Source organism: Chryseobacterium sp. ISL-6, from assembly GCF_018613715.1.
In the GTDB taxonomy this organism is placed as follows: domain Bacteria; phylum Bacteroidota; class Bacteroidia; order Flavobacteriales; family Weeksellaceae; genus Chryseobacterium; species Chryseobacterium paludis.
The window spans coordinates 122,431-141,693 of the sequence record NZ_JAGGPT010000002.1; the positions used below are offsets into that span (position 1 = coordinate 122,431).

Sequence of the window (19,263 nt, forward strand, 5' to 3'; positions counted from 1 at the left end):
GTATTTTGAATTTTTATGTATATTTGCTTCCTATGGAAAATACACTTCACGAGAAAGTTTCTCAGGATATTTTACTTAAAGCTTATACCCATATGATGCTTGCCAAAGCGATGGCAGACATCTACGAAGAAAACAGAAATGTTTGTAAATATGTTCATAGTACTTCAAGAGGTCATGAAGCAATCCAGTTAGCGACAGCTTATCAGTTAAAAAAAGAAGACTGGGTATCTCCTTATTACAGAGATGAAAGTATTCTACTTGGTATTGGTTTTGAACCTTACCAGCTAATGCTACAGCTATTAGCGAAAGCTGATGATCCTTTTTCCGGAGGTAGATCTTATTACTCACACCCTTCGAGTAGAGATGAAAAAATGCCTAGAATTATTCATCAAAGCTCCGCTACGGGAATGCAGACCATTCCAACGACAGGAGTAGCGCAGGGAATAAAATATATTCAGGATTTTAATTTACAAAATTTTGAAAACAACCCTGTTGTGGTATGCAGTCTGGGAGACAATTCAGTAACAGAAGGTGAAGTAAGTGAAGCCTTACAGTTTGCTGCTTTACATCAACTTCCTATCATATTTCTGGTACAGGATAATGAATGGGGAATTTCAGTAACCAAAGAAGAGGCAAGAACGTGTGATGCCTATGATTTTGTTGCAGGATTTACAGGTTTAAGCAGAATGAGAGTGGATGGGACTGACTTTGCAGAAAGTTTCGAGGTAATGAAGAAAGCCGTAGACTTTGTAAGAACTGAAAGAAAACCATTAGTGGTTTGTGCAAAAACGGTACTTATCGGACATCATACTTCAGGAGTTAGAAGAGAATTTTATAGAGATGATGAAGATCTAGAAAAACACAGAGCAAAAGATCCGGGAGAAATCCTTAGAAAACAATTGCTGGAAACTGGAGCTGATGAAGAATTATTAAAACAAATTACCAAGAAAACAAGGTTAGAAGCTGAAGAAGCTTTTGAAAGAGCTCAAAAAGCAGAAGATCCGAAACCTGAAACGGTAATGCAGCATATCTTTGCTCCAACACCAATCGTGGAAGAAGTGGGAATACGTGAGCCTGCGGGAGGAGAAAAAATCGTAATGGTAGATGCTGCTATTCATGCTATCCAGGAATTGATGTGGAAACACCCCGAAGCATTACTTTATGGGCAGGATGTTGGAGAAAGAATTGGTGGTGTTTTCCGTGAGACGGTGACATTAGGAAAAAAATTCGGAAGTAAAAGAGTTTTTAACACGGCTATTCAGGAAGCATATATTATAGGTTCCACAGTTGGAATGAGTGCGGTTGGTTTAAAACCAATTGTTGAAGTTCAGTTTGCAGATTATATTTATCCTGGAATCAACCAATTGATTACAGAAATTTCAAAATCTAATTATTTAAGTAACGGAAAATTTCCTGTAAGCAACATCATTCGTGTTCCGATTGGAGCTTATGGCGGTGGTGGACCTTACCACAGTGGAAGTGTTGAAAGTATATTAGCCAATATTAAAGGAATTAAAATAGCCTATCCAAGTAATGCAGCTGATTTTAAAGGTTTATTAAAAGCAGCTTATTATGATCCGAATCCAGTAATCATGTTGGAGCATAAAGGTTTATACTGGAGTAAAGTTCCGGGAACTGAAGATGCAAAAACGATAGAACCTGCAGAAGACTATATCTTACCATTTGGAAAAGGAAAAGTAATTATTGAAGCTGAGAAAGACGAAATATCTAAAGGCAGAACGTTATTAGTTGTAACCTATGGAATGGGAGTTTATTGGGCTAAAGAAGCTGCTAAAAACTTTAACGGAAGAATTGAAGTAATCGATCTGAGAACAATAATTCCTCTCGATGAAGAGCTTGTTTTTGAAAGAGTAAAAGCCCATGGAAAGTGTATTGTTCTTACTGAAGAGCAGATCAACAATTCATTTGCAGAAGCTTTTGCACATCGTATTTCTAAAAATTGCTTCAAATATCTTGATGCCCCTGTAGAAACAATGGGATCTTTAAACACCCCAGCAGTGCCTATTAATCTTATCTTGGAAAAAGAAATGCTTCCAAACGCCGAAAAGTTAGCGAAGAAAATTGAAGAAATGTTACAACATTAAATTTTATCTACAATATATAACCTCTAAATATTTAGAGGTTTTTTTATGCATTTTTTTAATAATTTTAATATATATTTATGCATATTATTTAATTATGAAGCATTAAAACAGAAAAATATTTAATAAATACCATTTAATTCTATTTTAACATCAATAAATAAGTCAATACCTTATGCAACTTGGTATTTATTTTGCTCCAGACACCCTCAGTAAAAACACATCCCTTTTATGATCACAACAAAGTATTTTAATTATAAACAAGTTTTACATTTGGCAGGTGCCCATTTGATATGGCTTACATGCTGGTGTACCTTAGTGGTAGCGCTTTTTTATTTTTTTGACTGGGAATGGATGGTCATTCCATGGATTCCGGTAGCTTTAGTAGGAACTGCGGTAGCTTTCTTTGTTGGTTTCAAAAACAATCAGGCTTATGATAGGCTTTGGGAAGCCAGAAAAATATGGGGAAGCATTGTGAATTCCAGCCGATCATTTAGTTCTATGATGTATGCTTTTACTACTGAAAATGGAGACTCAGACCGTTTGAATATAAAAAGAAAGGAAATAGTGTACCGCCATATTGCATGGCTTTACACTTTCCGTGAACAGTTGTTAGTTCCTACAGAATGGGAACACATTAGCCTGACCAGACATTTCGGAGCCGTTAATCAAAAACGTCACAGGCTTATAAAAGCAGGATTTCCTGATTATGGCAGAACTTTACTTTTTCAAAGGAAATACCTGTCTGAAGAAGAATTCAATTTACAATCAGAGTATAAAAATTTTGCAACCTACCTCATTTCAAAACAGGCAAAAGAAATCAATGATTTAAAGAATAACAATTACATTTCGGATTTTAACCAGATGCAGCTTCAGACCTGCCTTAATGAATTTTATGAACATCAAGGGAGAGCGGAGAGAATAAAAAAATTTCCATCACCAAGACAATTTGCAAATACGGGATTTATCCTTATTGTTATTTTTATTATACTCCTTCCATTGGGTTTAGTAAATGAATTTGCAAGATTAGGTGTTTGGGGACTATGGACCTGTATCCCTTTCTGTGTTGTTGTCGGATGGCTTTATATTGTTATGGAATTAGTGGGAGACTATTCTGAAAACCCTTTTGCCGGACTGATGTTTGATATTCCAATGCTTTCCATTTGCCGAACAATAGAAATCGATCTACTACAAATGATGGGTGAAGAAGATCTTCCAGATCCTATCTTATCAAAACAAGGAGTTTTAGTCTAAAGAATAACGGCTGTTGTATTTTTCACTTCAGAAATCATAAAGGAGCTGTGTGTACTTGCTATGTGCTGTAAAGTGGTCAGTTTTGTCAACATAAAGTTGCGGTAATCCGCCATATCCTGTACACAAATTTTAAGAATATAATCGTAGTCACCACTTACGTGAAAGCATTCTGTAACTTCCTGCAAGTCCATTACCTCTTTTTCAAATTGTAAAACATATTCTTTTTTATGCTGAATAAGTTTTACATGGCATAATACCATAAAATCGCGCTCAATTTTATGCTTATCAAGTAATGCTACATATTTGGAAATAACACCTGTATTTTCAAGTTTTCGAATACGCTCATACACTGCAGTAACTGATAAACCTAGTTTATAGGACAGCTCTTTGGTCGTTTGCTTGGAATCTTCCTGTAAAAACAGCAACAGTTTTCTATCAATTTCATCAAAGCTCATAGATTTTTTTTTGGAAAAAGTTTATATTATTCAAATATAACAAACATATTTTCTAATATAATAATAAATAATAGATTTATATTCTAATATTTAAATATTTCATTGTAATAAAACTTAAAATAGTTCAAATTTAAAAACAAAAAATATGAAAGATTTTAATGCAGCAAATGAGATACAGGATTTGCAGTACTTTGGGGAATTTGGTGGAGTAAATCCTTCAATTTCTGACAGTTCTACATATACGTTTCTTTCCGCTAAAACGATGTTCGATACTTTCGAAGGGAATGCAGAAGGATGCTATTTATATTCAAGACATTCTTCTCCGATGAATCTCTACCTTGCACAAGCTTTAGCTAAATTGGAAAATACCGAAGCTGCTAATGTTACTGCTTCCGGTATGGGAGCTATTACTTCTGTTCTTTTACAGATATGTAAAAGTGGTGATCATATTATTTCCAGCAGAACTATATATGGTGGGACTTATGCATTTCTCAAAAATTTTCTTCCTCCTTTTAATATCGAAACTACCTTCTTAGATATCAATAATTTTGAATCTATTGAAAATTCTATACAGCCAAACACTAAAGTTATCTATTGTGAAAGTGTAAGCAATCCGCTTCTTGAGGTTGCAGATTTGAGAAAACTTTCCGAAATCTGTAAAAAACACAACCTAAAACTGATCGTTGATAACACTTTTTCCCCGCTTTCAATTTCTCCAACTTTACTTGGTGCTGATATAGTGATTCACAGTTTAACTAAATTTATCAACGGAAGCAGTGATACCGTAGGTGGTGTTTATTGTGGAACACAGGAATTCATTAATGACACGAAAAACGTAAATAACGGTGCGTGTATGCTTCTCGGTCCCACAATGGACAGTTTCCGTTCGGCAAGTATTTTAAAAAATCTGAGGACGCTTCATATCCGAATGAAGCAGCATAGTTATAATGCCCAATATCTGGCTGAAAGATTCGAAAAGGATGGATTAAAAGTTTCTTATCCTGGATTACCTTCTCATAAAAACCATGAACTGATGAAAAGCATGATGTATGAAGAATACGGATTTGGAGGACTGATGACTTTAGATGCTGGAACTACTGATAAAGCAAACGAATTGATGGAACTCATGCAACAGGAAAATCTTGGTTATTTAGCAGTTAGTTTAGGGTTTTACAAAACATTATTCTCATGCTCAGGTAGTTCGACTTCTTCTGAAATTCCTGAAGAAGAACGTACTGCAATGGGAATCTCTGATGGATTAATCAGATTCTCAATTGGCCTGGATCATGATATTGAAAGAACATATCAAAAAATGAAAGAATGTATGCTAAAAACAGGCGTTCTACACCACCATGAAAACACATCCATATACTAATTATCGTAATAAGTGCTGTTGAATTTCAACAGCATTTATTTTTTATGATAATGTTTTGGAAATGCGTCTTCCGGTTTCATTCTGAAAATATTCAATAGAATCCAGGATTTTAAAAATCCATATCCATATGAAAACATCTGAACATAAGTAGAAATTACTGCCATTCCTGCAATACTTATATTTTTTGTAACCAATAATGCATGGAAGAAAACCAAAAAAGTATATAAACCATAAAAGGCAAGAATAATTCCTCTTCCGAGTAAAAAATATTCGATAAATCCAAAAATATAACCTAATAAAAATAGACTTGGAAAAGCAAATGAAATTTTCACGTAATTAGGATGTCTCTGATTAAGAATGGGTCTTGCGCAACCAAACTGAAATACCTGCTTGGAAAATTTTCCAAAATCTACTCTACGTTTATGATACACTGCAATATTATCAAAGAAAGCTGTTGTAAAACCATTTTCCCAAAGTGTCATTGAAAGATCCGGATCCTCTCCTATTCTCATTTCAGAGAAACCACCTACTTTATCAAACACCTCTTTTTTCACTCCCATATTGAAACTGCGAGGCTGGAACTTGGAAACGGCTTTTTTATTTCCACGAATACCACCTGTTGTAAAAACAGAGGTCATAGAATATGAAATAGCTTTTTGCATTAGATTAAACCCTTTATGCGCTTTGTCAGCACCACCAAATGCATCACAAGGAATCTCCAGGATATCTTTCTTAATATTTTCTATATATTCCTTTTCAACAATAACATCACTATCAACAAAAACCAGCCACTCATTTTCTGCTCTTTTTGCGCCAAAATTTCTCGACAAACCAGGTCCAGAGTTGTCTTTTCTGAAATATTTGATCAATAACATTTCTTCGAAATTCCTTATGGTTGGCTTGAGATCTATTAAAGAGCCATCATCGACAACAATAATTTCAAACGCTCTATCAGTTTGCTGAGTCAAGGAGTTTAACAATTCAAAAAGTTCATCTTTTCGATTGAATATGGCGATAACGATGGAAATTGTAGGTTTCAAGTTGAAAATTTGTCAAAATTAACCATTCATAAAAGAATTTACAAACAGTTTAACAGGTATTCACCGAAATTAACACTTTAAGGCAAAATAACCTTTAATTATAACCGTATTCTTAATATAACGGGGTCTTTTAATTTTTTAAATTCTTAGATATGAAATTTTAAACAAAGTAAATTGACAGTTTAAACAAAACAAAGATCATGTGCCTGATCTAAATTTGTATCAACAATTAAAGATAAAAAAATGATACAAAACAAAAATCTACAGAATCCAATCTATTCAGGCTTCAATGCAAAATCTACCAGTGAGGATGTGATTAAAGGAATTGATCTTTCCGAAAAAACAGTTATTATTACAGGTGGCTATGCCGGTATTGGTTTAGAAACAACAAAGATATTGGTTTTGGCTGGTGCCAGGGTAATCGTTCCAGCGAGAGACATTGAAAAAGCTACAAAAAACTTAGCTGGAATACAAAATATTGAAATAGAATTATTGGACTTAATAGATCCCAATTCTATTGATGCATTTGCAGAGAAATTCATTTCTTCAGGGAGAAAGCTCGATCTGTTGATCAATAATGCAGGAATTATGTGGGTTCCATTACGCAGAGACAGCCGTGGAATAGAGTCACAACTAGCTACAAACTATTTAGGACAATTTCATCTTACAGCAAAATTATGGCCAGCACTTAAAAAGGCTAATGGGGCAAGAGTAATTAATGTCTCATCTTATGGACACCAAATGTCACCTTTTAATTTTGAAGATCCAAACTTTGAAAACCGCGAATACCAAACATTACTGGGATATGGACAATCAAAAACGGCAAGTAATCTTTTTGCTGTAGAGCTGGATTCAAGAGGTAAAGCCTATAATGTAAGAGCCTATTCTTTACATCCTGGATCTGTTTATGGAACTGATTTGGGCAGAGAAGAGCCTATTGAACTTTATAAACAAATGGGAACTCATGATGCTGATGGAAATATAAAACCTGAAGTTGAAGCCAAATTAAAAACCATTCCACAGGGAGCGGCTACTACCATTTGGTGTGCGACAAGTCCCTTACTAGATAACATTGGCGGTGTATACTGTGAAAATTGTGATATTGCAGAAATAGACCATGGACAGATTGAACACAGATTTGATGAACCTTCAACAATTAGAGGAGTTCAATACTATTCTCTGGATCAAGAAAATGCAAAACGATTGTGGGAACTCAGCGAAGAAATGATTGGAATTCAGTTTAATGTTGATTAATATTTTTTTTATGAATAATTTTGTTAGTGAAAACTAAAATCTATGGATTTTCATATTAAGTATATTACACCGGATATCAAACTTTCTTCTTATGAAGATAAGCTCTTCAAAACAGAAACCGTTTTTGAGTTTCATATGCTAGTATGGTTTATATCTGGTGAAACAAAAATTATCCAGGCTGATCGCTCTTATCACTTTACATCAGGAGATATCTTTCTTATTCCAAGAAATCAATTAGCTACGATTATTAACTATCCAAAAGATGGACGTCCTCATAAAGCTGTGGTCATGCATCTCACTACAGAACGCTTAAAACAGTTCTACTCATCAATTGATACAGAACAATCTATTATCAGAAAAGAACCTCAAATTTTCAGTTTCAGCAATCATCCCTTATTAGAAAGCTGCCTGGCTTCTCTTATTCCTTATTTTGAGATGACACAGCCTTTTCCGGAAAATATTGCGTCATTAAAAATCATGGAATCGATTAGTATCCTAAGGGAAATCAATCCAGATATTGACACCGTGTTAGCCAATTTTGAGGAACCTGGAAAGATTAATCTGGTTGACTTTATGGAGAAAAATTACATGTTCAACATGCCACTTGAAAGATTCGGATATCTCACGGGTAGAAGCTTATCAACCTTCAATCGGGATTTCAGAAAGACCTTTAAAACCACTCCTCAACGTTGGCTTACCCATAAACGCTTAGAATTGGCTCATTATCACCTTGCTGAAAAGAATAAAAAACCAACGGATGTTTTTATGGAAGTCGGTTTCGAAGATTTATCACATTTCTCTTATGCTTTTAAAAAGCAATATGGTTATGCGCCATCAAGAACAACCTCTACAACTTCAAAAATATTCCAAGACACAGATTAATTTTAAATCAAGTGAATTTCAACAAAAATAGAAATTTTAGTTCAAAAAAAATCCTCATATTCGTAATCAGAATATTCAATCTTAAATAATGAAAAACTATATCTTCACGCTGTTCATCTTAATTTCACCATTCCAAATTTTATCTGCTCAAAACAATGAAGCCCTCATAAAAGAAGCAATAAAAAGTGACAGTTTATTCTGGACAGCTTACAACAAATGTAATGTTAGCGAAATGATGCGTTTCATTCCCAATGATGTAGAATTTTATCACGATAAAGGCGGTATAACGAAAGGGGCTTCTAATTTAGAGATCACTTTTCAAAGAAATCTATGTGGTAATAAAGACTTCCGATTAAGAAGGGAGGCTATTGATAAAACGGTTCAGACTTTTCCAATGAAAAAAGATGATAAACTTTACGGCTTGATTATTTCTGGTGACCATTATTTCTATATCAATGAAACTGGTAAAAAAGAATTTCGCGATGGTTTAGCAAAATTTACTGATCTGTGGATATTGGAAAATGGAGCTTGGAAAATGTCACGGGTCTTAAGCTATAACCATGGTCCCGCTCCTTATCTAAATGAAAGAAAAGAAGTGAAATTAAGTTCCGAGATTTTAAAAATATATAACGGAAAATACAACAGTGCTAAAAACGGTGTTATTTCTATCGAAACTCAAAATTCCGTTTTAAATCTGGTTGCCGGAGGTAAAACACTTGTACTTTATCCCGAAACCCCAAACAAATTTTTCGCTAAAGAAAGAGACCTTATTTTCGAATTTATAAAGGAAAAAAATAAGGTTATAAAAATGAACGTTTACGAGAATGGAAACCTTCTAGAAGAAGATAAGAAAATTGAATAATTAAAAAGCCTTCCAAAATTTGGAAGGCTTTTTTTAATCATTATTATTTTCCAGTTTATGTACTTTTTTAGTTCCTTCATACATCTCATACTGTAAAAATCTCGTTTCCAATTTTCCATTGTATAGCTTGATTTTTCTGGATGGGCGAAGACCTATTTTCTTCACAGCCTCAAGATCCGAAGAAATCAGCCATGCTAAAGTATTTGGATAATGGGTCTTAAAGGTATCTCCTATCTTCTTATAGAAATCATCATCATTAATCGAGATCCTTTCATCATAAGGCGGATTGAAAACCATTAGTAAAGGGAAAAGCTCTTTCTTAGATTCGAAAAAATCTTGTCTTTTAACCTCAATAACATCTTCCATTTCAGCGGCTTCAATATTTACAGCGGCAGCATTTAACATTCTACCATCAATATCGTACCCTACAATTTTTCCATGAAATTCCCTTACTCTGTTTACTCTGAACTCTCTGATCTTTGTAAATAAATCAGCATCGTAGTTACTCCAGTTTTGGAATGCAAATCTTCTTCGGAAGATCTGTGCAGGAAGATCTAAAGCAATCATTGCAGCTTCAATCAAAAGGGTTCCGGAACCACACATCGGATCAAGGAAATTTCCTTTCCCATCCCAACCTGCAAGTTGAAGCATTCCACTGGCCAATACCTCATTGATAGGTGCTTCACCCTGTTCTTTTCTATATCCTCTTTTGAATAAAGGATCACCAGAAGAATCCAGAGAAATGGTAACCAATTCTCTGTCAATATGCAGGTGAAATTTAATATCCGGGCTTTTCGTTTCTATATTGGGACGTTTTTTAAATTTTTCCTGAAAGTAATCCACAATAGCATCTTTCATCTTCAGGGTGACAAACTGTGAATGCTTAAATGTTTCAGAATTTACCGTTGAATCAATTGCAAATGATTGATCTACATCCATAAACTGCTCCCATTCTATTTTAAAAAGCTTATCATAGAACTGGTGTTGATTAAAAGCTTTAAATTCCAAAACAGGTACTAAGATTTTTAATGCCGTTCTTGCTGAATAATTGATCTTATAAAGGAACCCTAAATCTCCTTCACAGTTTACTGCACGGTTTTTAACCTCAACATTTCTCCCGCCTAATTTTTTAATTTCTTCAGCTAAGATCTGCTCCAATCCGAAGAAAGTTTTTATCTGAATTTTTATATTTTCTGTATCCATATATTATTATCAACCTGATTACCAACCATCATAGCTGGAGCTCAAGATTTTATCATTTAGTATTAAAGTAAATGCACTGTCTCTCTCTCTTTTTCATTAAAGAACCGATAATCTTTGGCACCTCAAATGAGCAAGTGGACAAGATCGTTTTTCTCTATTATTTCGTTTCAATTTATAACTCCTTTAAAATTAAACATTTACTTTAATAAAAGGACTTAATTGTTTTTTAGACTGCAAATTTAGTTATTTTTGCATTATGGAATGGTTTGAATCTTGGTTTGATACCCCTTATTATCATTTGCTCTATAGTAACAGGGACTATACAGAAGCAGAAAACTTTATAACGAAGCTCACAGAGAGTCTTCAGCTGCCACCTTCTGCTAAAATTATTGACTTAGCTTGTGGAAAAGGAAGGCATTCTGTTTTTCTTAATAAATTAGGATATGATGTTTTGGGACTTGACCTATCCCGACAAAGTATAGAATTCGATAAACAATTTGAAAATCAAACCCTTCTTTTTGACGTTCACGACATGAGAAACCCTATTGATGCTGATCCTATGGATGCCGTTTTCAATTTATTTACAAGTTTCGGATATTTTGATCAGGAGAATGATGATAAAAAGGTATTTCAATCCGTATATTCTATTTTAAAACCCGGAGGTTATTTCGTTTTAGATTATTTAAATGAGCAATATGTAAGGAATAAAATAGTTCCGGAATCTTTAATCAATCGGGGAGACATTGATTTTAAAATTCTCAAGAAAATTGAGGGCAGACATATCATTAAAGACATCCGCTTTGAGGCTGATGGAAAGCCATATCATTTCTTTGAAAAAGTAAAATTGCATACGTTGGATGCTATCAATTCTTATGCTTCGGAATGTGGATTTGAGAGAATAAAAATATGGGGCGATTATCAGCTTAATGATTTTAATAAAGAAGTTTCACCACGTTGTATCAATTTATTTAAGAAAAAAGCATGATCATAGTTTTCTTACTGATTTTAAGTGTAATTGCTGGGGTATTCCTTGGAAAGCATTTTGGTAAAAAAGAAAAACTGGCAAAAAATCTTTTGATTTTAAGTGCCGGGTTTCTGATTACCATTTGTCTGAATGAGGTATTTCCACAAGTTTATACTTCCGAAAAAAGCAGTAGTATTGGTATTTTCGTTATCCTAGGAGTTTTATTACAAATGGTCCTTGAAGCTTTAACTAAAGGCTTCGAACATGGTCATTTTCATCATCATAGTGAGCATAATATACTTCCTGTAGCATTAATGGTTGGGTTATTTGTTCATGCTTTTATAGAAGGAATTCCTTTAGCTAATGAAAAGGTTGTTTTATCACCCTATCTTTTAGGTATTGTTTTTCACAATATCCCTATTTCTTTTATTTTAGGTGCCTTTTTATTTAACAGAAAAGAAGGTCAGAGCAAGTCATTATATCCTACATACCTGATTATAGCACTATTCGCTCTTGCTTCACCCCTGGGAATGTTATTAGGTAATTATTTCAATCCTGATCTACAGCCTTATTTTCTGGCTATTGTAGGTGGTATATTTCTACATATTTCGTCAGTGATTATTTTTGAGAGTAACAAAAATCACAATATTGACTGGACAAAAATAGGCTTGGTGATTGTGGGTGTTTCTTTAGCCCTTATCATGCATCTCTCCCATTCTCATACTCATTAATTGAGAATTTATATGTAAAAAATAAGCTCCGAATTAAAAATTCGGAGCCTCAATTTAATCACTCACTACACAATCCGGAAATTAGAATTTCCAGCCGACTGTTAGAAAGAAGTTACTTCTGGTATTTTTTACATTAGAAACCACAGATGTTGGTGTACTAACATCGAAGTCTCCTGAGTAGTATCCTGTTCCATTATCTGCACTGCCTCTTAAGAAAGGATTATTGTATTTAGAACTTACATTTTGGTAAGCCGCATCTACATAAATGTTGCCAAAATCATATCCTATACCTGCTCCGATAGTATTTCTCTCACCTAAGATCAAATTACTATAATTATTATCTCCTGCAACTCCGGCATTGGAATAAGAATTAATTGTGATCGCATCAAAAGGACTTGAGGCATATGAATATCCACCTCTCAGTCTAAATGCTTTGATTCTGTATTCTGCTCCAACTTTTACCTCTGATAGATTTTTATAGTTATCATTAAAGAAAGAATTTAGCTCTCTTTCTGCAGCACCTTGTACTTCATATTTAGGTTTCGTTAAACCTAAAGTATAGTCTACGTTGATCGCAAAGTTTTTATTTGGAACAAAAGCTCCACTCACTGTTGCTTTCATTGGTGATCTGAAATTTCTGTCTTCAACATAGTTGTCATAGTAAATTCCATCATTTCCATCAGAATATTCACGGAAAACTCTATCAATATTCCACCATGTTGGTGTTTCAATTGCTGCTCCCAATCTAAACTGGTTGCTTAGTTTTCCTATAACCCCTACTGTCGCTGAAAAACCACTCGATTTTTCAGAAAAAGGACTATACTGTTTATCAAATGAATTTACGGAATTATCTAAATTAAGACCAAATAGCGCACTGTCATATTGATCTATCTCAGCATAATGCATATTGATACTCGCTCCTACATACAATGAATTGTTATAGTTGGCACCAACACCAAGATTGAATTTGGTCTGATTTCCATATCTGTTATAAGCATGTCCTTGGTAAGACATATTTCCAATAACTGCATTTCCATTAGAATCGACCAGATTCTTAGGAATTATAATATTCCCATTCCCGGGGCTCTCAACATAATCTTCAATAGATTGCGTAGAGATATTGGCTCCGATATTAATAAATTTCCACGCTGATTCAGTCATCAATGGGATTGTTGCCACACCACCAGCATTACCAAGGGTAAATTTATCTATCTTATAATTTATTGAAGATCCATTCAGAGAACTTGTATTCTTATTATTACTAAGAAACAAAGTTGCTGAAACGTCACCTGCAATAGCAACACCTAATCCCGCTGGGTTGGTCATCAATGAAGTAGCATCACCTCCTAAAGCTCCGTTGGAACCAGCCATCGCATTGAACTTTGATGAACCAATCATTGGAGTATTAGAATAAACATCAATTGAATTTCTGATCGTAGAGATATCCTGCGCCTGTGCAAAATAGGCTACAGCAATACTCATTACTACTAACGATTTTTTTAACATTATTTTTTGAATAGTTTATTAAGTTGAAATTACCTACCACCAGATCTGAAACCGCCGCCTCCGCCGCCGCCAGATCTAAATCCGCCTCCGCCGCCAGAAGATCCACCTCTAAATCCACCTCCGCTTGAACCGGAATTAAATCCTCCGGATCTAAATCCGTTATCATTGGATCTAAAGCCACTATCATTTCTAGGTTGGTTATTATAATTTGGTCTAGGATTATTCTGAGTATTCATATTTGGATTACGGAAACCTGAGTTATTATTTCTAAATCCGCCATTGTTACCATTCGTATTTCCGCTTCTAAATCCTGAATTATTATTTCTGAATCCGCCACTGTTACCATTCGTATTATTTCTGAACCCTGAATTATTGTTTCTAAATCCTGAGCTGTTATTTCTAAAAGCTGAATTAGCTATATTATTTCTATATGCTGATCCATTACTTCCGTTATATCCGTTAGTAAGTCCATATCCAAGTCTTCCATTGGCGCCACTTCTTCTATAAGCAGGTCTGTTGTAGTATCCACTACCCCAGTATCCGCCACCCCAACCCCAATAAGGGTTTCCGTAGTAACCGCCATAATAGCCGCCACCCCAGAAAGGGTCATAGAATCCGCCATATCCCCAATAAGGATAACCGCCCCATCCCCATGAGCCTCCCCAACCCCATGAGCCTCCCCAGCCAAAGGACATACCGAAACCTCTGTTCCAGCCCCAGTATGGGCTATAACCACCATACCAACCCCAAGGTGAACCCCAAGAGTTGTCATAGTAATTGGTTTGAGCTCCTGCAAAAGCACCCCAGTCAGAGTCTGTTGCATTGGTGTTCCATGAATCTCCACCCCAAGTGCTGTACCTGTTATCCTGATCTTTAGAATTCGTTTCTGCATTTTGGATAACGTTTGAATCCTGGTAGTAGTCATAATCTTCTCCTACTCTATTTCCGCCATTAATGATTACTCCTTCTGGAAGTGTGTCTTTATTGGGATCATAATAAACCCCATCGGTCTCGCTGTACCCACCCATTTGAGCACCACAAGACATCAGTAGTAATCCACTTGATATTGCTAAAACGCCTTTGGATTTTAGCATACCAAATAAATTTTTATGTATATTTTTTTTCATGATAACGTAAAAATTTTTAAATTAAATTATATTTGCAATGTGTACCAAAAATGTACCAAACATCGGCTTAAAAATCTATCAAAAATAGATTTTTATTTTTAGATAACAATAATGTTAAAAAGTTAAAAAAATTTAAAAAAAATAATGGCAAAATTAACCTCAAGAAGCGAAGATTACAGCAAGTGGTATAACGAGTTAGTTGTGAAAGCAGATTTGGCTGAAAACTCAGGGGTACGTGGAAGTATGGTTATTAAACCATATGGATATGCAATCTGGGAAAAAATGCGTGATGAAATGGATAGAAAATTCAAAGAAACAGGTCACGTTAATGCTTATTTCCCTCTATTTATACCCAAAAGCTTATTTGAAGCTGAAGAGAAAAATGCAGAAGGTTTTGCAAAAGAATGTGCCGTTGTTACTCACTACAGGTTAAAAACTGACCCTGATAATCCTCATAAGCTGATTGTAGATCCTGATGCTAAGTTAGAGGAAGAACTTATTGTTCGCCCAACTTCAGAAGCGATTATTTGGAACACCTATAAAAGCTGGATTCAATCTTACAGAGATTTACCATTACTGATCAACCAATGGGCAAATGTTGTACGATGGGAAATGAGAACCCGTTTATTTTTGAGAACCTCTGAATTCTTGTGGCAGGAAGGGCACACTGCTCACGCTACAAAAGACGAAGCAGTAGAGGAAGCAGAAAAAATGAATAAAGTATATGCAGATTTTGCAGAGAACTTTATGGCTATGCCTGTAGTTCAGGGATTAAAAACACCATCTGAGAGATTTGCAGGAGCTGATGAGACATATTGTATTGAGGCATTAATGCAAGATGGAAAAGCTCTTCAGGCAGGTACTTCCCACTTTTTAGGTCAAAATTTTGCAAAAGCATTTGACGTAAAATTCACGAATAAAGAAGGAAAAATAGAACATGCATGGGCAACATCTTGGGGAACATCTACCCGTTTGATGGGAGCTCTTATCATGACTCACTCTGATGATTTCGGATTGGTATTACCTCCTACTTTAGCGCCTATTCAGGTTGTTATTGTTCCTATCTTTAAAGGAGAAGAGCAATTAGAACAGATCAGTGAAGTGGCTTTGGATATCCAGGCTAAACTGAAGGCAAAGGGTATTTCCGTTAAATTTGATAATGATACTCAAAATAAACCAGGTTGGAAATTTGCTGAATACGAATTAAAAGGTGTTCCTATCAGAATTGCAATTGGTCCAAAAGATTTAGAAAACAAATCCGTTGAAATAGCAAGAAGAGACAATCTTACCAAAGAAGCTCATTCTATTGAAGGATTAGATTCTTATATTGACGATTTATTAAAAACCATTCAGAAGGATCTTTATACTAAAGCTCTTAGTTTCAGAGAGAATAATTTAACTAAAGTAGATTCTTATGAAGAGTTTAAAAAGGTTCTTGAAGAAAAAGGTGGATTTATCTATGCGCATTGGGATGGAACAGAGGAAGAAGAAGAACAAATAAAGGAAGAAACGAAGGCTACTATCAGATGTATTCCTCAAGATGACGATATAGAAGAAGGCGTTTCGTTGATTTCTGGAAAGCCATCAAAAAGACGGGTACTGTTCGCTAAAGCATACTAATAATTTAAATCATTTGCAAAAAAAGCGTTGAAATTCAAATAAATATTTAAAAAAATTGACATTTGGACAGATTTTTGTTTAATTTTATGTCAACATTAATCTAAAAAATAATTTATTATGTCTTTAAACGTTATTGATTTAATTAAAGGACAATTGGGTCCCGCATTAGTTTCTCAAGCTGCTTCGCAGTTTGGAGAAAGTGAGTCTGGTATTTCAAAAGCAATCGGAGGGCTATTGCCTGCCGTTGTTGGTGGATTAGCTAATAACGCTGATAACCCTGGGGTTTTAGATGCAATTAGCGGTGCTTCATCCAGTGGAATTTTAAGTAATTTATTGGGTGGTTCTTCTAACAATTCTGTAATCACAGGTTTATTGTCTTCTCTCTTTGGTGACAAACTTGGCGGCTTGGTTAATTCTATTGCTTCTTTTGCAGGAATTAGCAATAATTCTTCAAGCTCTTTACTGAACTTGGTAACAGGAGCAACAGTAGGAACAGTAGGAAAATACGCGGCTGATAATAATTTAGATAAATCAGGAATTTCTGGTTTATTGAATGATCAGAAAGGTATTATTTCAAGTTTATTACCGGCTGGACTTTCTTTAGCTTCACTAAACATTGGTGATTGGGCTAAAGGATACAAATTTGATAATGACAATGACGCTATAAAAACGCCTGTACAAGACGAGCCTAAAATAGAAGTAACGAGAAGTACAACTCCTACAGGAACAACTCCGGAAAGAAATGATGGTGGTGGATCAATCTGGAAATGGTTACTTCCGCTTTTATTGTTAATTGCTGCAGGATATTTCTTATGGAAGCAGTGTGAGAAAAAACAAACTACTACCACAACAATGGGAGCAGATTCTACAGGAACACATTCTGATACGGCAACAGCAGTATCTCCTACAGATACAGCTGCAACGACACCTGCGACTACAAAAACTGATGAGAACATCGACTTGAACGGTACTGCTCTTAAAGGTTATAAAGGCGGAATGGAAGATAAAATGATTGCTTTCTTAAAATCTGACGGTTATAAAAACGCTGCTGATGACGCTGCATTGAAAAACACCTGGTATGATTTTGACCATGTAAACTTCAAAATGGGAAGTTCTACGGAGCTGGAAGCAGGTTCTCAAGGACAACTTGATAATTTAGCTGCTATCTTAAAAGCTTATCCTGATGCAAAGATCAAAATCGGAGGTTATACTGATAAAACAGGTAATGAAGCTTCTAATGTTAAACTTTCTACAGCAAGAGCTAACTTCATTAAAGATTGGCTTGGAAAACAAAACCTTGGAACACAGGTTTTAGGTGCTGAAGGATATGGAAGTAAATTTGCTACAGTAGATGCAAAAGCTTCTGATGCTGAAAGAGCAGCAGACAGAAAAATGTCTATAAGGTTTGCAAAATAATCTTTAACCATACATTAAAATGAATCCCGAAAGTTTTTTTCGGGATTTTTTGTTTATAAATTTTCTATTTTCATTTATTTAATTAAATTTGTTAGTCATTTCTAACATTTATGAACTTAAATACAAAAGCCCCTTGGCGAAAAGATAAAACACTCCACTCATTACCAGAAGTTTATTCATCAATTAAGGTTCCGAAAAACGGCTCTTTCTGGAGAAAATATCTTGCATTTGCAGGACCTGGTTTAATGATTGCCGTAGGATATATGGATCCTGGGAATTGGGCTACTGACATTGCCGGTGGAGCTCAATTTGGCTATACCCTACTATCAGTAATCCTTATTTCTAATATTTTTGCTATGGTTTTGCAGCATTTATCTGTAAAATTGGGAGTTGCCACAGAAAGGGATCTAGCTCAGGCTTGTAGGGACCACTTCAATCCTACTACCAATTTCATTTTGTGGATACTCTGTGAAATTGCAATTGCGGCCTGTGATCTCGCCGAGGTTATCGGTTCTGCAATTGCTCTTAATCTCCTTTTTCACATCCCGTTAACCTGGGGAATTGTTATCACAACCGTAGATGTACTTATTATCCTTCTCTTACAGGCTAAAGGATTCAGATGGATAGAAAGTATCGTTGGTGGACTGATCTTTATTATTTTAGCCTGTTTTATCTATGAAATTATAATTTCCAAACCTGCCATTAATGAAATTTTAGGAGGGCTGGTTCCGCAAAAAGAAATTATTCAGAATCCGGCCATGCTTTATATAGCAATCGGAATCTTAGGAGCCACCGTTATGCCTCATAATCTTTATCTGCATAGCAGTATTGTACAGACAAGAGATTATACAAGAGATAATGAAGGAAAAAAAGAGGCTATAAAATTTGCTACTCTGGATAGTACAGTCTCTTTAATGCTTGCTTTTTTTATTAATGCTGCTATTCTTATTTTAGCCGCCGCGACCTTTCACATAACAGGAAATAAACATGTTGCAGATATTCATGATGCCTACAAAATGTTAACCCCAATTTTGGGAGCTTCTATGGCAAGTATAGCTTTTGCAATAGCATTACTGGCTTCCGGTCAAAATTCAACATTAACAGGTACTCTGGCAGGACAAATCGTCATGGAGGGTTTCTTAAATATCAGATTAAAACCTTGGTTACGAAGATTAATAACAAGACTTATTGCTGTGATTCCCGCTTTAATCGTCGCCATTTTGTATGGTGAAAAAGGAACAACAGATCTGTTGGTATTAAGTCAGGTCATCTTATCCATGCAGCTCAGCTTTGCTGTGGTCCCGCTGGTTATGTTCACGAATGACAAAGCTAAAATGGGACAATTCGTAAATAAACCAATGATGAAAGTTTGTGTATGGTTTATTTCAATCATCATTATTATTTTAAATCTTTACTTACTGTATCAGACATTTTCTGGAGAATAATTTTTCTGCCTTAATGTCCATATTTAC

16 protein-coding genes are annotated in these 19,263 nt (G+C 35.0%); 11 read left to right on the forward strand and 5 right to left on the reverse strand.

The window, feature by feature from the left end; genetic code table 11:
* Positions 1-32 precede the first annotated feature (32 nt).
* Both J7E44_RS05485 and J7E44_RS05490 read left to right on the forward strand, forming a co-directional pair.
* On the forward strand, positions 33-2,105 hold the full coding sequence (locus tag J7E44_RS05485) for an alpha-ketoacid dehydrogenase subunit alpha/beta (RefSeq protein ID WP_214826379.1): 2,073 nt from the start codon (positions 33-35) through the stop codon (positions 2,103-2,105).
* A gap of 228 nt (positions 2,106-2,333) precedes the next feature.
* Complete coding sequence (locus J7E44_RS05490) at positions 2,334-3,356, forward strand: bestrophin family protein (protein WP_214826380.1); 1,023 nt, start codon at positions 2,334-2,336, stop codon at positions 3,354-3,356.
* Here J7E44_RS05490 and J7E44_RS05495 read toward each other — a convergent pair.
* Entirely contained in the window at positions 3,353-3,811 is a 459-nt protein-coding gene (locus tag J7E44_RS05495) for an Lrp/AsnC family transcriptional regulator (protein ID WP_214826381.1), read from the reverse strand. The two genes, J7E44_RS05490 and J7E44_RS05495, sit on opposite strands and share 4 nt — an antisense overlap.
* A 145-nt stretch (positions 3,812-3,956) precedes the next feature.
* Between J7E44_RS05495 and J7E44_RS05500 the strand changes: the two genes are divergently transcribed.
* The gene (locus tag J7E44_RS05500; protein WP_214826382.1) at positions 3,957-5,186 is read left to right on the forward strand and encodes an aminotransferase class I/II-fold pyridoxal phosphate-dependent enzyme; all 1,230 of its coding nucleotides are present in this window, start codon (positions 3,957-3,959) and stop codon (positions 5,184-5,186) included.
* A gap of 35 nt (positions 5,187-5,221) precedes the next feature.
* Here the strand turns inward: J7E44_RS05500 and J7E44_RS05505 are convergent, their stop codons facing one another.
* A complete protein-coding gene (locus J7E44_RS05505; protein WP_214826383.1) occupies positions 5,222-6,226 on the reverse strand; it encodes a glycosyltransferase family 2 protein in 1,005 nt (334 codons plus the stop codon).
* Positions 6,227-6,469: 243 nt separating this feature from the next.
* Between J7E44_RS05505 and J7E44_RS05510 the strand changes: the two genes are divergently transcribed.
* From J7E44_RS05510 to J7E44_RS05520, 3 genes are all read left to right on the forward strand, one after another.
* Positions 6,470-7,480, forward strand: coding sequence for an SDR family NAD(P)-dependent oxidoreductase (locus tag J7E44_RS05510; protein ID WP_214826385.1), 1,011 nt, complete (start codon positions 6,470-6,472; stop codon positions 7,478-7,480).
* Between the two features lie 42 nt (positions 7,481-7,522).
* Positions 7,523-8,362 carry a helix-turn-helix domain-containing protein gene (locus tag J7E44_RS05515; RefSeq protein ID WP_214826387.1) on the forward strand — a complete coding sequence of 280 codons (840 nt, stop codon included), beginning with the start codon at positions 7,523-7,525 and terminating at the stop codon, positions 8,360-8,362.
* Positions 8,363-8,450: 88 nt separating this feature from the next.
* Positions 8,451-9,224: a nuclear transport factor 2 family protein gene (locus tag J7E44_RS05520; protein WP_214826389.1), complete on the forward strand. Its 774-nt coding sequence runs from the start codon at positions 8,451-8,453 to the stop codon at positions 9,222-9,224.
* Between the two features lie 33 nt (positions 9,225-9,257).
* On the opposite strand, the gene J7E44_RS05525 is transcribed toward J7E44_RS05520, so the two are convergent.
* Complete coding sequence (locus J7E44_RS05525; protein ID WP_214826390.1) at positions 9,258-10,427, reverse strand: THUMP domain-containing class I SAM-dependent RNA methyltransferase; 1,170 nt, start codon at positions 10,425-10,427, stop codon at positions 9,258-9,260.
* A gap of 256 nt (positions 10,428-10,683) precedes the next feature.
* Between J7E44_RS05525 and J7E44_RS05530 the strand changes: the two genes are divergently transcribed.
* Positions 10,684-11,412 (forward strand): SAM-dependent methyltransferase, encoded by a 729-nt coding sequence (locus J7E44_RS05530; protein WP_214826391.1) that lies wholly within the window; start codon positions 10,684-10,686, stop codon positions 11,410-11,412.
* Positions 11,412-12,122 carry a ZIP family metal transporter gene (locus J7E44_RS05535; protein ID WP_214826648.1) on the forward strand — a complete coding sequence of 237 codons (711 nt, stop codon included), beginning with the start codon at positions 11,412-11,414 and terminating at the stop codon, positions 12,120-12,122. Before J7E44_RS05530 ends, J7E44_RS05535 begins: the two co-directional genes overlap by 1 nt.
* A gap of 81 nt (positions 12,123-12,203) precedes the next feature.
* Here J7E44_RS05535 and J7E44_RS05540 read toward each other — a convergent pair whose 3' ends face one another.
* Together J7E44_RS05540 and J7E44_RS05545 are read right to left on the reverse strand one after the other, a co-directional pair.
* Entirely contained in the window at positions 12,204-13,628 is a 1,425-nt protein-coding gene (locus tag J7E44_RS05540; protein ID WP_214826392.1) for an OmpP1/FadL family transporter, read from the reverse strand.
* Positions 13,629-13,657: 29 nt separating this feature from the next.
* Complete coding sequence (locus tag J7E44_RS05545; RefSeq protein WP_251040499.1) at positions 13,658-14,722, reverse strand: prolyl-tRNA synthetase; 1,065 nt, start codon at positions 14,720-14,722, stop codon at positions 13,658-13,660.
* Between the two features lie 177 nt (positions 14,723-14,899).
* Between J7E44_RS05545 and proS the strand changes: the two genes are divergently transcribed.
* The 3 genes from proS (at position 14,900) to J7E44_RS05560 (ending at position 19,236) form a co-directional block, all read left to right on the forward strand.
* Positions 14,900-16,375: a proline--tRNA ligase gene (gene proS / locus J7E44_RS05550; RefSeq protein WP_214826394.1), complete on the forward strand. Its 1,476-nt coding sequence runs from the start codon at positions 14,900-14,902 to the stop codon at positions 16,373-16,375.
* Positions 16,376-16,492: 117 nt separating this feature from the next.
* Positions 16,493-17,791 (forward strand): OmpA family protein, encoded by a 1,299-nt coding sequence (locus J7E44_RS05555; RefSeq protein WP_214826397.1) that lies wholly within the window; start codon positions 16,493-16,495, stop codon positions 17,789-17,791.
* Between the two features lie 110 nt (positions 17,792-17,901).
* Positions 17,902-19,236, forward strand: coding sequence for an Nramp family divalent metal transporter (locus J7E44_RS05560; RefSeq protein WP_214826399.1), 1,335 nt, complete (start codon positions 17,902-17,904; stop codon positions 19,234-19,236).
* Positions 19,237-19,263: the final 27 nt, after the last annotated feature.